Genomic DNA, 13,063 nt, shown 5'->3' on the forward strand with positions numbered 1-13,063 from the left:
CACACACAAACACAACATGATCACGCGGTGGCCACTCCACGTCCAGCCCGCTGACCAGCAGCATCATCGATCACAAAGTCCGGCTGGAGTACTAGTTTTTGCTGGTTGTGGACCGCTTCCTTCTGACGCTTGGGGAGAACCTTTCAAATATCCATAAGAGCAATGAATCTCGAAGTGATCGTGTGCGGACAGTTCTGGTTCGACTGATGATCTACACACTGCTTCACGGGTGCGGCGAGCCGCTGGCGGGTAACCTAAGCTAAATCAGACGGTGATGCAGGGTCAAGCTAGAATATGCTGGTTACCAGGGTGGCTGGCGTGAGAGCGATGAACCGACTGACCTTCTCGAGCTTGTTAGCGAATACATTGACTGGGATGCCCGCTAAACGTGAGGCTTCGATATCGGTAGCGGAGTCACCTACGAAAACACATCTTGTAGCTGAAACGTTAAGGGCGGCGGTCGCGGCGTTCAGCAGATAGCAACTTCCCGGACTGGCTGCTCAAACGCCGCAAACGCGCCGAGCGAGCCCTCACCAGCGTGGTCGCGACCTGCTACCTGCTCGGAGTGTCGACCCGGCGGATGGAGAAGCTCGTCGAGTCCTTCGGGGTCACCGGGTTGTCGAATCTCAGGTGTCGATCATGGCCGCCGACCTCGACGTCCAGGTCGAAGCGTTCCGCACCCGCCCGCTCGACCAAGGCCCGCCTACACGTTCCTCGCCGCAGACGCCCTGGTGTTGAAAGTCCGCGAGAACTGGCGCGTGGTCAACGTCCACGCCTGGTCGCGACCGGTGTCAACACTGAGGGCTGCCGCGAAATCCTCGGCATGCACACTCCAACCAGTCGGGAGCGCGATGCGCCAGTCCGCGACCTGTCGGCGTACGGATTGCCCTAGCATTTGAACTAGCTGGAGCGGCGGCGCGCGACTTCATCAAGGGCTGGTGCGAGTGCGTTGCCGATGAGGGCGGTGACGTCGGGGTGGGGTTGGTGGCGTCGTACGTAGGAGTTTCGTAGTACCCGGGAGGTGTTGCCGAGTTGGTCGGCGATTTTGGTGACGTCGAGTCCGGCTGAGATGCCTTCGGTGCCGAGGTGTTTGCGCAGGCTGTGTGGTGTAACTCCGTCGGGTAGCCCGAGTGCTGTGGCTACGCGTCGCCAGCGTCGGCCCATGCTTTTGAGGTTGCGGGTGCCGCCGTCGTCCAGATCGAAGAACAGTAGGTCGGCGGGCCAGTCGGCGTCGTCGGGTCGCGGTGGCAGCGCGAGCCGGATCTTCTTGGATCGGCGTATCCGGGCGGCGAGCATGTCGAGCACGACGGGTGGGAGTTGGACGGATTTGCTGATGAACTTGTGGTCGTTGAGATCGTCGGCGTCGTCGGTGGTGTAGTCGATCCAGACTTGGGCGGAACCGCCTCGGGTGCGGACCGCGCCGCGTGGGGTGAGGATGCCGGTGGTGAAGTCGATGTCGGATTCGCGTACGCCCAGGGACTGGCCGAGCCGCCATCCGGTCGCGGCGACGAACAAGATCCAGTCGGCGACGTCCTGGGTGTCGCAGTAATGGGCGACGGTGGGTACCCGGTGTTTCCGGGCCTGTTTGCCCGCACGGGCATCGAGGGTGGGGCAGGGTGCGGTGGAGGTGTAGACGTCGATCAGGAAGCGCTGGACGGTGGCGGAGTCGATGAACGCGGCACCGCCACGGCGGCGGGTGAAGTTGGCCGGTTTCGGCAGCAGGGCATCGCGGACGGGGTTGCCTGGGGGGAGTGCGCCGACGCGGATGGCGAATCGGAACATGCCCGAGAGGATGTTTTCTTTCAGGATGCGGGGTCCGCTGCCGCCGCGTTCGCGGGCGACGTGGTCGAGCATGTCCTCGATGACGGCGGTGTTGGTGAGTCCGATCTCGCGGTTGCCGTATTTGGGGAGCACGGTGTCGCGCATCACGGGTTCGTAGTTGTTGATCGTCTCTTCGAGCCGTCCGCGTTTGCGGAGGTCGTCTTTGTAGGCGGCCCAGACTTGGGCGAGGGTGGAGCGTTTGGTGAGGGTGGTGGCCAGTGTCGCGGAGGCGTCGATCCATTCCTGGGCGGCGTCGAAGTAGGCGCGGCGGGCGCGTTCGCCGGTGCGGTCGGCTTTGGCGCGGCCCCGGCTGTCGGTGTCGGGTGGGGAGGAGCGAAAGATGCGGCGGTAGTTGCCGTTCCAATCGCGGGGCCGTCCCGAGGCGATCCACACACCAGGCTCGCTCGGGTGGGGTTTGAGGTTCGGTTCGGGGATGGTACCGGGGTCGAGTTCTGGGCGGCCTCGTCTATTCTGGTTCATGCCTCTATTCCTCTGGAGGGGGTAGTTGGTGTTGGCCTCCGTCGCCCGCTGCTGTGAACAGCGGGGCAATCCGGCGGGGGCCGACTTCGTTGTCGGGGGTGGAGTCGAGTCAGGCGGCGGCGGTGCCGCCGCGCCGGGTGCGTTCTTCCTGCTCGGTGATCCATTTTTCGACGTCGGTGCGCCGGTAGAAGACTCGGCGGCCGAGGGTGAAACTGGCTGGGCCGTAGCCGATGTGCCGCCAGTAGGCCAGGGTGCCGAGGGTGAAGCCGTATTGGCCGTATTCGCCGTGTTTGTCGACCAGTCGGGCGGGAGTGAGCACGTCCCTACGCTGGTCGTGGTGAACGGCGGTGGCGGGCGTGGTCGGTTCGTCGTCAGTCACGGAAGTTCCTCTCAAAGGGTGGTGAGTGATGGCGGTATCGGGTGGGAGTCAGGGCGCGTGGGTCGAGACAGTTTCGTGGGCGATACGCGCGGTCAAGTTCTGTTGGCGTGTCGGTGATTTCGCCTCCTTCTCGTGTCGCTGCCGGTGGGGTGGTGTCTGGATGCGGGGTCCATGAACGCTCCGTGGGGTGGCGGTCGTCAAGCCGGGGCCGGGGATTGCCTGGACTGCGGGCGTGTGGTGCCTGCCCAGCGGTCGGCGTGACTCGTGTCGGGCCGCTGCGCCGCCGATTCGGGATCGGTGGCGGGGTGGCATCGACCGCGCCACGAAATCGCGGTAGGCGCGCGACGCGGCCCTGTGCCGTGGGGGTTCGGATGCGGGGTCCGGGTGTACGGCTGTGGTGTCCGCGCGTTCGGTGACGCGGGGAATCCGGTGGTGCGGGTGGTGGCGAATCCGGGCGGGTGTCATGCCGGGGGTCTGTCGGGTACGCTCTCGTCACCCTTGCCGGTGTCGGTATCTGGTTCGGTGCGGCGGAGGTCGGTGAGCGCGGGAAGCGTTGGCAGAGCGTCGAGTTCGATTTCGTCGCGATCGTCATCGTGGGTAGTGGCAGCGAGTTCGCCGGGATCGGTGGTGATGATCGCGTTCTCGGCGGGCGATGCCAGCGAGCCGAACACAGCGCGGTCGGTGCCGCCGACTGCCAGCAACCCTGATCCCCGTGCCGCGGAGAGTAGGAACTGTTGCTCGCCGTCGGAGAGGTGGAAGGCGGCAGCGACCTCGTCGATGGCCTGGGGTGCTTGGCGGAGCAGGATCTGGTGTGCGGCGTTGGACACGATCGCGCGCCCTAGTTCGGTCGAGAGCACGTCCGCGCAGTCCTGGGTGGCGATGGTGAGTCCGGCCCAGTGTTTGCGGAAGCTCTTGGCTGCCCGGAACAGGAACGCGGCTCCGGCGGGTTGGCGCAGGAGCAGCCATGCTTCGTCCACGGTGATCATGCGAGGCCGCCGGTCTCCTGGGTTCGATACTTGCCGCCACGTCGCGTCCAGGACGAGTAGGGTGCCGATGGTTTTCAGTTCGTCGGGAAGCTCTCGCAGGGAGAAGACCAGCAGGCCGCCCTCGGGGGCGGTGGTGGTCGGCCCGTCGATCAGTCCGGCGTAGGCCCCGTCCCCGACGTAGGGGTGCAGGCCAGCGGCTAGTTCGGCTCCGGCGGGGGTACTGAGTCGGGTGAGTTGGTCTCGTAGTCCGCTCAGAGTGGGTGCGGGCCTGGTCCAGGTGGCGGGGTCGTCGGTGATCCCGGCGGCGGCGTAGGTGGCGGCCAGCGCGGCGTCCAGCGCCGACCGCCCTGCGGGAGACTGGTCTCCCAGCAGCACCTGGATCAGGGTGTGGAGGAAGAGTTTTCGTCGGGTGAGGGCATCGGTGGGCGCGCTGCGACGTCCGTCGGGTCGGGTGTGGATTTCCAGGTCGAAGGGGTTGAGCCGGATTCCGGGTGCGCCGAGGCGGATGTGGGTGCCGCCGACGGATTCGGCGAGGCGCCGGTATTCGTCTTCGGGGTCGATGATGACGTGTTCGATCCCGCGATACAGCGACCGCAGGATCTCGGTTTTGACCAGGTAGGACTTGCCCGCACCGGAGCGGCCCAGTACGACGAGGTTGTGGTTGTGGGCGTCGGGGCCGAAGCGGTCCACGAACAGCAGGCCGGAGGCGGCGTCGCGGCCGTAGAGGACGCCGTGCGGGCGGTCGGCTTGGGCGGGGTCGGCGGCGGGGAGTTGGGGTGAGTCGAAGGGGAATGCCGCGGCGAGGGCGGTGGTGTCGAAGGTCCGCTGCACCCGGATCAGGTCGAGTCCGAGGGGCAGGGTGGTCACCCAGGCTTGTGTGGCCCGGTAGGACAGGGTGCAGGTGTCCACGAGCAGGCTCGCCGCGAGCGCGCGGACGGCGGCGATCTCGTCGGCCAGTTCTGTCTCGGAGTCGGCGTGCACGGTGAGATACACCCCGACCCGGAACAAGCGCGCTTCGGCGCGGGCGACGCGGGCGGAGAGGTCGGCGGCGTCTTCGACGGCGACGTCGACCTGCGGGTCGCTCAGGCGGCCCCGGCCCAGATCGTGCATCCGGCTCGATTCGAGGCGGGCTTGCTGGCGGCGTAGCCGGGTGGCGGCGGTGGCGGGGTCGACGGGCTCGATGTGGACCGCGACTTCGACTCGGCCGGGGTGGGACAGCAGGGGTGCGAGCCAGCCGGCCGTCACCTCGCGCGGGTAGCCGGTGACCGCGAGGGTCGCGCTCCAGTCGGAGCCGATCTCGAGGTGGCGGGTGCTAATGGTGACCGACTCCGGGGCGAACCGGTCGAGCCCGTCCCCGGCGAACGGGTCCGGTATTCGGACATCAGGCTCGGTGGTGATGACGGTGTCGGCGGTGGTGATGTCGGCGGCGGCCGAGACCAGGCCCTCGGGGTTGGTGCAGCCGGCGAGCACGGCGGTGGCGGCGTCGTGGTCGAGGGCGGTGACCGAGATCCCCAGTGGGGACAGGACATCAGCGGCCTCGTTCATCCGGCGCACGAGCCGGGACTCGGCCGCGCGGCGCGCACCACCGGAGAGTGTGCGCCGGGTCCGGCGCTGTCCGGGTAGCCGGGCACGCAGCCCGCTGGTCGGCAGGGTCTCGGTGCGTTCGCGCCACACGAGCAGCACCTGCCGGTGCACCGGGTCCTCGCGGGCAGCCAGTTCGGTGAGGTGGTCGGCGTGGTCCAATGCCGCTGCGGCGAGGTCGGCCGACATCTGCTGGGCGGCGGTGTGCAGGCCGGTGATGTGGTCGGTCAGGTCCAGGCGGGCCGAGCGGATGAGGATCTGTACGGGTTGGCGCAGGGTGTGCAGCCAGCCCGCGAGGTGGCCGACGAGGCTGTCTTGTTCGGCCGGGGTCCGCAACGCGAGGTTGAGGGTGCCCGCGACGGCGATGACGGCGAGGCCGTCGGCGCCGAGGTCGATCACCCCCACATTCGCGCCTCCACCACCGGCGGGGACCACCGACTCCGGGAGTCGCGCCGCCCGCGCGGTCAGTTCACCGGGTGCGGGAGAGCGGTGGCGGGACCTGTTGGCGCGGTGGTAGATCCAGCTCGGGGAAGCCTCTACGGGCGTTTTCACGAGGTGACGCGGCCGGAGGCGATGCCGGATCGCGGCCACGAGCAACAAGTCGGCCGACAAGCCGTCGCGGCGGGTGAGGACCGCCACCGCGACGACGACGAACACCAGGGCGGCTGCGGCGGCGAACACGGGGAGAGGCAGCAGGGTGCGAGTCGCGGCCCAGGTCGAATACAGCAGGGCGGCAGTGGTGGCGAGAACGGCGAGCTGGCGGGCGGTGAAGGGGCCCAGCAGCCGGTCGGAGCGGTCGACGTCGGCGGGGATACGCACGATAGTGCTCATCGCGGAGTTCCTCCTCTCGGGGCACGTGGGGCGCGGCGGCGCACGGGCAGATCGGGCATGGGCAGGTGCAGTTGCCGTCCCGCCGGACGCGCCGGGGCCGGTGCGGGTGGTTGTGGAGGGTTCGGTGGCGGTGGGGCGGGTTTGACCCGGGTGACGGGGAACGGCAGCACGTACTGTCCGGCACGGTTGGGCCGAAGACGCGCGTACGGGTCGGGCGGGGTGGGTTCGGCGAAGTCGAAGGCGAGCTGTTGTGGTGTTGCGCGGCGGCCGGGACGCTGCGGCGGTGGCTCGGGCGGCGGCGGTGTTGCGCGGACCCGGCGCACAGGGATCGGGAGCGGGTATTGACCGTTGGCTCCGGCGCGGATGCCCCGGTACGGGTCGGGTGGAGTGAAGTCGAACGCGAGCTGGCGTCCCCTCGGCGTCCGGGCGGGCCGGGGTGGCGGTGTGCCGCTCGTCTGGGCTGGTGTGGTGCTTGGTTGGCGGGGTACCCGGCGGACTCCTTCCAGGGGCAGCATGAGCTGGCCGTCTCGGGTGGCGCGTGCCCGCGCGTAGGGGTCGGGCGGGCCGCTGGCTGTGGGGCGAGGTGCGCGCGGGGCGCGGGCCGGGCGCGGGGTCCGCTGGGCCGGTGCCGCCGGGGTGGCGGTGCGGGCTCTGCTCGATGTGGCGCCTTTGAGCAGGCCGAGGGTTTTGTAGGCGATGAACGCGCGCACGATCGATCCGAGGAAGCTGCGGCCTTGCCCGATCTTGAGGACCGACAGCAGCCACATCGGGGTCTTGATCAACACGAACATCAACGCCAATGCCACGGTGAGGTCGGCGATCTCGTTGGCGTCGGGGCCGAACAGGTGCCAGCCGCCGGGGGTGAGCAGCACGCGCAGGACGGTGACCAGGGTCAGTGATTGCACGACCTGGATCGCCAGGCACGCGGCGAACGAGCGCCACCACCAGCGGGCGATGCCGTCGAGGCCGGGTAGCGCGTGGCACATCAGGGCCAGTGGTGCGCCCACGATCAGCAGGATCGTGATCGTGACGCGCACGACGTAGGAGATGAGCAGCACGAGCACCATCACCGCCAGCGCGAGCTGCAACAGCACGAACATGATCGGGCCCTGGGGTCTGGTGAGGGCGAGTTGGGCCAGTGCGTCGGCGGCCGAGCCGGAGTCGACACCGTCTCCGGCCAGGGCGCCGGCGAGTGCGTTGGCGAAGGTGATCGCGGCGGTGGCGATCATCATGCTCAGGCCCCCGGCGATGAACCCGATCACCAGGCGGGGTGCGAGTTCGCGGATCGACCATTGGGTTTGCACGCTCTCGTGCATCATCAGCAGCACCCCGGCGGCCATCACGACCAGGACGTAGAGGGCCACCACGATCTGCCAGGACTGGTTCCACAACGCCCCGATCTCGGGTATCCGTCCCGGGTCCGGTGTGGTGAGCAGGGTTTCCGAGAGCAGATCGAGTAGCGGGTTGAGCGAGGACTCCACGAGCCGCTGGAAGAACCCCTCGATCGCGTTCTGCACACACCCGTTGATGTTGGTGACACCGCACTCCGCCGACCCCGCGCCCGCACCGGATCCGGGTGCCGGTGCCGGTGTGGTGGTGGGCCCGGTGGTGGTGGGCGGGGCCGGGGTGGTGGTGGACGGTGGTGTCACCCACCGGCGCGGGGTTGTCGTGGCCGGTGGAGTGGTCGTCGGGGCGGGGGTGGCCGGTGTCGTGGTCACCGGCGGGGCAGGTGTCGGGGTGGCGGGTTGAGCGGCGGCACCGCCGGAACCGGTGAACGCGATCAGGACCGCGGCGAGTACCGCCGCTGCGCTGGCGGCGGCGATGCGCGCGGCCGGTGCGAACCGGGTGGGGGCGGATAGCGCCTGGGCCGGGGTGGTCACGGTCAGGCTCCGATGATGGACTTGAGCACGGCGACGACGACCGGTGCCAGCATCGCCAGCGCGTATCCCAGGCACGCGGCGCGGAACGCGGTTTTGGCCCGCTCGATCTCGGCCGGGTCGCCGCCGCCGAGCAGATAGCGGGCTCCGGCGATGGTCAAGAACAACGTCGCCAGCCCGGCCAGGATGCCCACCAACCAGTTGCGGGCGTTGTCGATCACCTCACCCAGCGACGAGGCGATGGCCAGCACCTCGGTGTGCGGTGGTGCCGCCGACGCGAATCCGGCGAGCAGTACCAGCAGCGCCACGCTCATCACCGCGACCGCGACCGCGACCGCGAGCCGATGCCGGGCGCGGCGAGCCGACCGTGGTGTGGCGTGGTTGAGATGTCCGTGGTTGGTGTTCATGCCGCGACCTGCCCGTGCTCGATGCTCGACGCTGCGTGGGTGTTCGAGTGCCGGTCCGGCCGGCGACCTCGCCGCGGTGACCGATCCGGCGGTGCGAGGGCGGTGACCGCCGCGACCTCGACCGGGCTGGTGCGCTCGGGATCGACGTCGCGGGCGCGGTCGGTCAGCCACGCGAGTAGAGCGCGTTCGGCGCGGGGCCGCTGCTTGCGCAACTTCCACAGCGACACACCACGGTCAGCGGCCAACGCCGTCAGCGACCGGCCCTCCCACCGCGAGGCGGCGATGAGTTCGGCCGCGTCGGCGGAGATCACGCCAGCGGCCACCGCGTGGGCCAGCACCATCTCCGGATGCCCCACCCTGGACGCCATCGCCTGCCCCCGCTCCCCCAGCGCGGCCAGGTCGCGGTCGAGGTCTCCGACCACGGTGACACCGGTTCGCTGACCGATCGCCGCCGCGAGCCCGGCGCGGTAGGCACCCCAGCGCAGCCGGTGCCAGACTCCCGGCTGGTCCAGGCCGACGCGCGGGAGGTGGGACAGGAACGCGGTCAGGATTTCCGACTCGATGTCATGGCGGGCGGCGTGGCTCGACGTGACCCACGCGCTGGCGGTGCGCGACAGCATCGGCGCGGCCAGCCCGGCGCAGACGAGCATTGCGTCCGGCTCCTCGGCGCGGACTCGGTGCAGCAGCCACACCCAGATCGCGTCGACCTCGGCCATGGAGGTCTCCGGATCCCACAACCGCTCACGCAACTGCCCCCAGGTCCGCACCGGGGTGGCGGGGACGGGCTGCGCTGTCGGCATCGGGCGCGGGTGAGCGGGCAGGGTTTCGGTGGCGATGCGGTCGAAGCCCGCCCACACCACCGCCAGCGGCGAGCCTGCACTGCCGCCCGATCCGCGATTTTTCACGGCGCGTGAATTCGTCACTACAGATCTCCTTGTTCGGCCGAGAACTTCCGACCCCACAAGGACACCTCGCACCCATATCCGAAACGCACCCAAACGCTATCCAAACCACACCCAAACCATATCTAAAACATATCTGATTCATATCCTGGGCGGGGTAGCGAATATTTCGCTATCGCCCACTTCAGGCACCATCAGGTCGCCGGATATCCGCCCGGATACGTAGGTCTAACAGCACTTGTGAAGTCGCGGATGGCGCCAAGATATGAACAGGGTATGTTTCAGATAAGGCTTGGATACCGGATACTCCGCACGCCAGCAACCCGGTATAAAAATTCTTCGAAATAATTCCGAGCCTCCGGGGCGGGACCGCCTTCTCGGGGCGTACTTTTCGGCTCGGGAAATTCTCAGAAAAAATATCGGGCGGCCGTGTCCCGATTTCGGCTTTTTGGCGGAAGTAAGCGAGTACACACCGCTCTCTCGCTCAGGAGGCCGTAATGCCCGCCCGTTCCCGCCGACCCCGTTCCAGCTCGGCCGCTGTGCGCGTCCCCCCGACCCTGTGGGGGCTGGGGTCCGAGCCGCTCGATCCCGGTGACCGCTGGCCCGACCGGGCTCTGGTCCACGCGGTCACCGAATTCTCCGCACCCGGCGCGCGGGTGATGCTGCTGGGCTGGCCCGCCCCCATCGGTCGGGGCGCGTTGCGGATCATCGAGTCCGACACCGCCGCCGCCCTGTCCACGATCGGTGATCTGGGCCGTCACGGACTCGATGCCCCCACCGGCCGGACGTGGCCGGACGAGCCGGTGGATCTGGTGATCGCGAGCCTGCTCGCCGATCACCTCGACCCGATCGCCGCCGCCGAACACCTCACCGCGCTCGCGACCGAAGTCCTCGCCATGGGTGGGTTGCTGGTCGTTCTCTCCCGCTGCCGCCACAGCGACTCCGGGACCTTGTTCGACCCGGCCGGACCGGTCGTGGCCGCCGCCCAAGCCGCCGATCTGCTCTACCTCCAGCACATCATCGCCGCCCCGATCTCCGGGGACCAGATCACCGCGCCCGCCGACCCGGCTCCCTCGGGCACCGCGCGCCACACCGTCGCGCACACCGACGTCTTCGTCTTCCTCCAGCCCGCCCATGGCTGAACCCACACGCCCTCTGCCCCACCGGAACTCTCCCGCGAAGGACCTCCCCATGACTGCCGACCCGACCGCCGACGCCCCCACCGACGTAGACTCCGCGATCCCCGCGCGGCCCGGCCCGGCCGTCGCGCCGGTGTCGGTGTGGGCAACGGCCCAGACCGCGCCCACCGCGCAGCGGCGGGGCCGCTATCACCCCGACAGCACCGCCCACCCGGCCAAGATGTTCCCAGCCATCGTCGCCCACGCCGTGAACGCCTACACCCGGCCCGGGGACCTCGTCTTGGATCCGATGTGCGGGATCGGCACCACCCTGGTCGAGTCCCTGCATCTGGGCCGCCGCGCGGTCGGGGTGGAGTACGAGGGCCGGTGGGCGGAACTGGCGCGCACCAACATCGGCCTCGCCCGCGAGGCCGGGTTCGATCTCGCCGCGGACGTCTTCCATGGCGACGCCCGCAAGCTGAGCGAGCTGGTCCCGGCCGAGCTGCGCGGTCAGGCGCGCCTGGTCATCACCTCCCCGCCCTACGGCGACAGCGTGCACGGGCACGTGCGCGCCAACCGCAAAGACCCGGTGCGCAAGAAGAACCACCGCTACGGCGCGGTTCTGGATCGGGGCAATCTCGCCAACGTCGGCCTCGGCCGCCTGCTCTCGGGGTTCACCCGGATCCTGGCCGGGGCCGCCGAATACCTCGCTCCCGGTGGGTATGTGGTGATCACCGCGCGGCCGTGGCGTCAGCACGCCGAACTCGTGCCGCTGCCCGCCCACCTCTACACCTGCGGCGAGCTGGCCGGACTCGTGCCGGTGGAGCGATGCGTGGCGCTACTCGGGCGCCTCACCGAGGGGCAGCTCGTCGCCCGCAGCTCGTTCTTTCAGCGCGACTTCATCGTCAAACAGCGCGCGGCCGGGCTGCCGATGCACCTGATCGCGCACGAGGACGTCATCATCCTGCGCAAGCCCGAAGCCACCGAGACGGCCGAACGCCGCCACGCGGCAGGCCGGTTCCCGTTCGGCAGCGCGGCGACACTGCCGAACACCGAGATCACCGGTGCGGGGTCGGTGGCCGCGTGACCACCGCACACGACCCCAAGCAGGGGTGGCTCGGCCGGGCGCTCCTCGCGCCCGGCCGGGCCGTGGGCCACCTCGCCGAGACGCTGCACCACACCTTCACCTCCACCGAGGGGCTGCTCGTCGTCGCGGCCGGTGTCGCGGTCCTCGCCGCGGTAGGACTCGCGCGCCGGTGGCGGCGAGGCCGGCTGAGCGCGCGTGCTCGCCAGATCACCGTGCTCACCCCACCCGAAGTCGACGCCAAAGGCGCACTCACCTTCTGGGCCCACCTCATCGGGCAGCTCCGCCCCGCGTGGGCGAGAACGCTGCTGGGGCAACCGCATCTCGGGTTCGAGTACACCGTCACCCCCGAGGAGGGGGCCGCGATCCGGCTCTGGGTGCCCGGCGCGATCCCACCCGGACTCATCGAGCGGGCCGTCGCCTCGGCCTGGCCCGGCGCGCACACCGACACCCTCGAACCCGCCCGACCCCCACTCCCGACCCCGGTGAAAGGCGTACGACGGGTCGTGGCAGGAGGCGAGCTGCGTCTCGGGCGCCACGAGGGCCTCCCGCTGAGCACCGATCACTCCGGTGATCTGGTGCGCCAGCTGATCACCGCCGCCGACGACCTGGGCCCCGGCCACGCCGTGTGCGTGCAGATCCTCGCCCGCCCGGTCACCGGCCGCCGCGTCGCCCGCGCCACCCGCTCCGCGGCGAGCACCCGCATACGAACCGGTGTCGCTGCGGGACTGCTGCGCGAGGCCCTCGACCTTCTCACTCCTGGATCGAGCAGCGCCCGCGCCACCCGTACCGCCACCGGCGCGGGAACCGGCCGGGGCACCGACCGCCAGACCTCCCTCGAATACAGCGCCGCCGCCCGAGCGGCAGCGGCCAAAGCCCGTGGAGCGCACTGGGAGACGGTCGTCCGATATGCCGCCTCTATCCCAATCCGCACCGACCCGGACGAGATCGACTCGCCCGCCGAAGCACGGGCCGTGGCGCGCGGGCGCGCCGATGCTCTCGCTACGACGTTCGGGGCCTGCACCGATCACAACTACTACCGGCGTCGCCGCCGCCCCTTGCGCCTTCAGCGGTTGATCCGGCAGCGGCGCCTCGGGCGGGGGGACGTGCTGTCGGTGCCCGAGCTGGCCACGATCGCCCATCTGCCCACCGACGACGGACTACCCGGCCTACAGCGCGCCGGGGCCCGCGCCCTGTCTCCGGCCCCGGAGATCCCGGTCGGTGGAGAACACACGAAACCGTTGGGGATGTCCGACACCGGCACTCGCCGTCCCGTCGCCCTCAAGGTCTCCGACGCCCGCCATCACCTGCACATCCTCGGCCCCACCGGCGTCGGCAAATCCACGTTGCTGGCGCGCACGATCCTCGATGACGCCGAGGCCGGGCGCGGGGTGATCGTGATCGACCCCAAGGGCGACCTCGTCACCGACGTCTTGTCGCGGCTGCCGTCGCGGATGGGTGAGCGGGTGGTGCTCTTCGACGCCGACGCATCCAGTGCGCCTCCGTGTGTGAATCCGCTCGATATCGGCCGGATCGGGCGCGCCGGGATGGATCTCGCGGTCGACAACCTCGTCACCGTCTTCCACCGGATCTTTCA

At 69.5% G+C, this 13,063-nt stretch carries 11 protein-coding genes and 1 pseudogene; 5 read left to right on the plus strand and 7 right to left on the minus strand.

All coding sequences use genetic code 11. From position 1 onward, the window contains the following. Positions 1 to 287: 287 nt before the first annotated feature. On the minus strand, positions 288 to 476 hold the full coding sequence (locus DFR74_RS38195) for an HAD family hydrolase (protein ID WP_113975428.1): 189 nt from the start codon (positions 474 to 476) through the stop codon (positions 288 to 290). A 2-nt stretch (positions 477 to 478) separates the two neighbouring features. On the opposite strand from DFR74_RS38195, the pseudogene DFR74_RS34740 reads away from it, so the two are divergent. Continuing rightward, positions 479 to 886 (plus strand): annotated as a pseudogene (locus tag DFR74_RS34740) (transposase); the annotation flags it as partial. Positions 887 to 900: 14 nt separating this feature from the next. On the opposite strand, the gene DFR74_RS34745 reads toward DFR74_RS34740, so the two are convergent. The 4 genes from DFR74_RS34745 to DFR74_RS36470 all read right to left on the minus strand — a co-directional run bounded on the left by DFR74_RS34745 (position 901) and on the right by DFR74_RS36470 (position 7,595). Beyond that, positions 901 to 2,301: a site-specific integrase gene (locus DFR74_RS34745; RefSeq protein WP_147266039.1), complete on the minus strand. Its 1,401-nt coding sequence runs from the start codon at positions 2,299 to 2,301 to the stop codon at positions 901 to 903. 109 nt (positions 2,302 to 2,410) lie between these two features. After that, entirely contained in the window at positions 2,411 to 2,680 is a 270-nt protein-coding gene (locus DFR74_RS34750; protein WP_411720598.1) for a hypothetical protein, read from the minus strand. A 461-nt stretch (positions 2,681 to 3,141) separates the two neighbouring features. Continuing rightward, positions 3,142 to 6,078, minus strand: a complete 2,937-nt coding sequence (locus tag DFR74_RS34755) for a PrgI family protein (RefSeq protein WP_067514674.1) — start codon at positions 6,076 to 6,078, stop codon at positions 3,142 to 3,144. Further along, positions 6,075 to 7,595, minus strand: a complete 1,521-nt coding sequence (locus DFR74_RS36470) for a hypothetical protein (protein WP_170160858.1) — start codon at positions 7,593 to 7,595, stop codon at positions 6,075 to 6,077. Before DFR74_RS36470 ends, DFR74_RS34755 begins: the two co-directional genes overlap by 4 nt. A gap of 10 nt (positions 7,596 to 7,605) precedes the next feature. On the opposite strand from DFR74_RS36470, the gene DFR74_RS34760 reads away from it, so the two are divergent. After that, the gene (locus DFR74_RS34760; protein ID WP_147266040.1) at positions 7,606 to 7,827 is read left to right on the plus strand and encodes a hypothetical protein; all 222 of its coding nucleotides are present in this window, start codon (positions 7,606 to 7,608) and stop codon (positions 7,825 to 7,827) included. A gap of 133 nt (positions 7,828 to 7,960) precedes the next feature. On the opposite strand, the gene DFR74_RS34765 is transcribed toward DFR74_RS34760, so the two are convergent. Beyond that, positions 7,961 to 8,362: a pilin gene (locus tag DFR74_RS34765; protein WP_232331954.1), complete on the minus strand. Its 402-nt coding sequence runs from the start codon at positions 8,360 to 8,362 to the stop codon at positions 7,961 to 7,963. Further along, positions 8,359 to 9,285, minus strand: a complete 927-nt coding sequence (locus DFR74_RS34770; RefSeq protein ID WP_147266041.1) for a hypothetical protein — start codon at positions 9,283 to 9,285, stop codon at positions 8,359 to 8,361. Before DFR74_RS34770 ends, DFR74_RS34765 begins: the two co-directional genes overlap by 4 nt. A 476-nt stretch (positions 9,286 to 9,761) precedes the next feature. On the opposite strand from DFR74_RS34770, the gene DFR74_RS34775 reads away from it, so the two are divergent. The 3 genes from DFR74_RS34775 to DFR74_RS34785 form a co-directional block, all read left to right on the plus strand. Then, positions 9,762 to 10,406, plus strand: coding sequence for a hypothetical protein (locus tag DFR74_RS34775; protein WP_147266042.1), 645 nt, complete (start codon positions 9,762 to 9,764; stop codon positions 10,404 to 10,406). Positions 10,407 to 10,455: 49 nt separating this feature from the next. Beyond that, positions 10,456 to 11,469, plus strand: a complete 1,014-nt coding sequence (locus tag DFR74_RS34780; RefSeq protein WP_113975426.1) for a TRM11 family SAM-dependent methyltransferase — start codon at positions 10,456 to 10,458, stop codon at positions 11,467 to 11,469. Then, on the plus strand, positions 11,466 to 13,063 hold a 1,598-nt coding region (locus DFR74_RS34785), incomplete at its 3' end, for a helicase HerA domain-containing protein (protein WP_113975427.1). The genes DFR74_RS34780 and DFR74_RS34785, both read left to right, overlap by 4 nt.

The sequence above is a fragment of the Nocardia puris genome (assembly GCF_003315035.1).
Lineage (GTDB): Bacteria > Actinomycetota > Actinomycetes > Mycobacteriales > Mycobacteriaceae > Nocardia > Nocardia puris.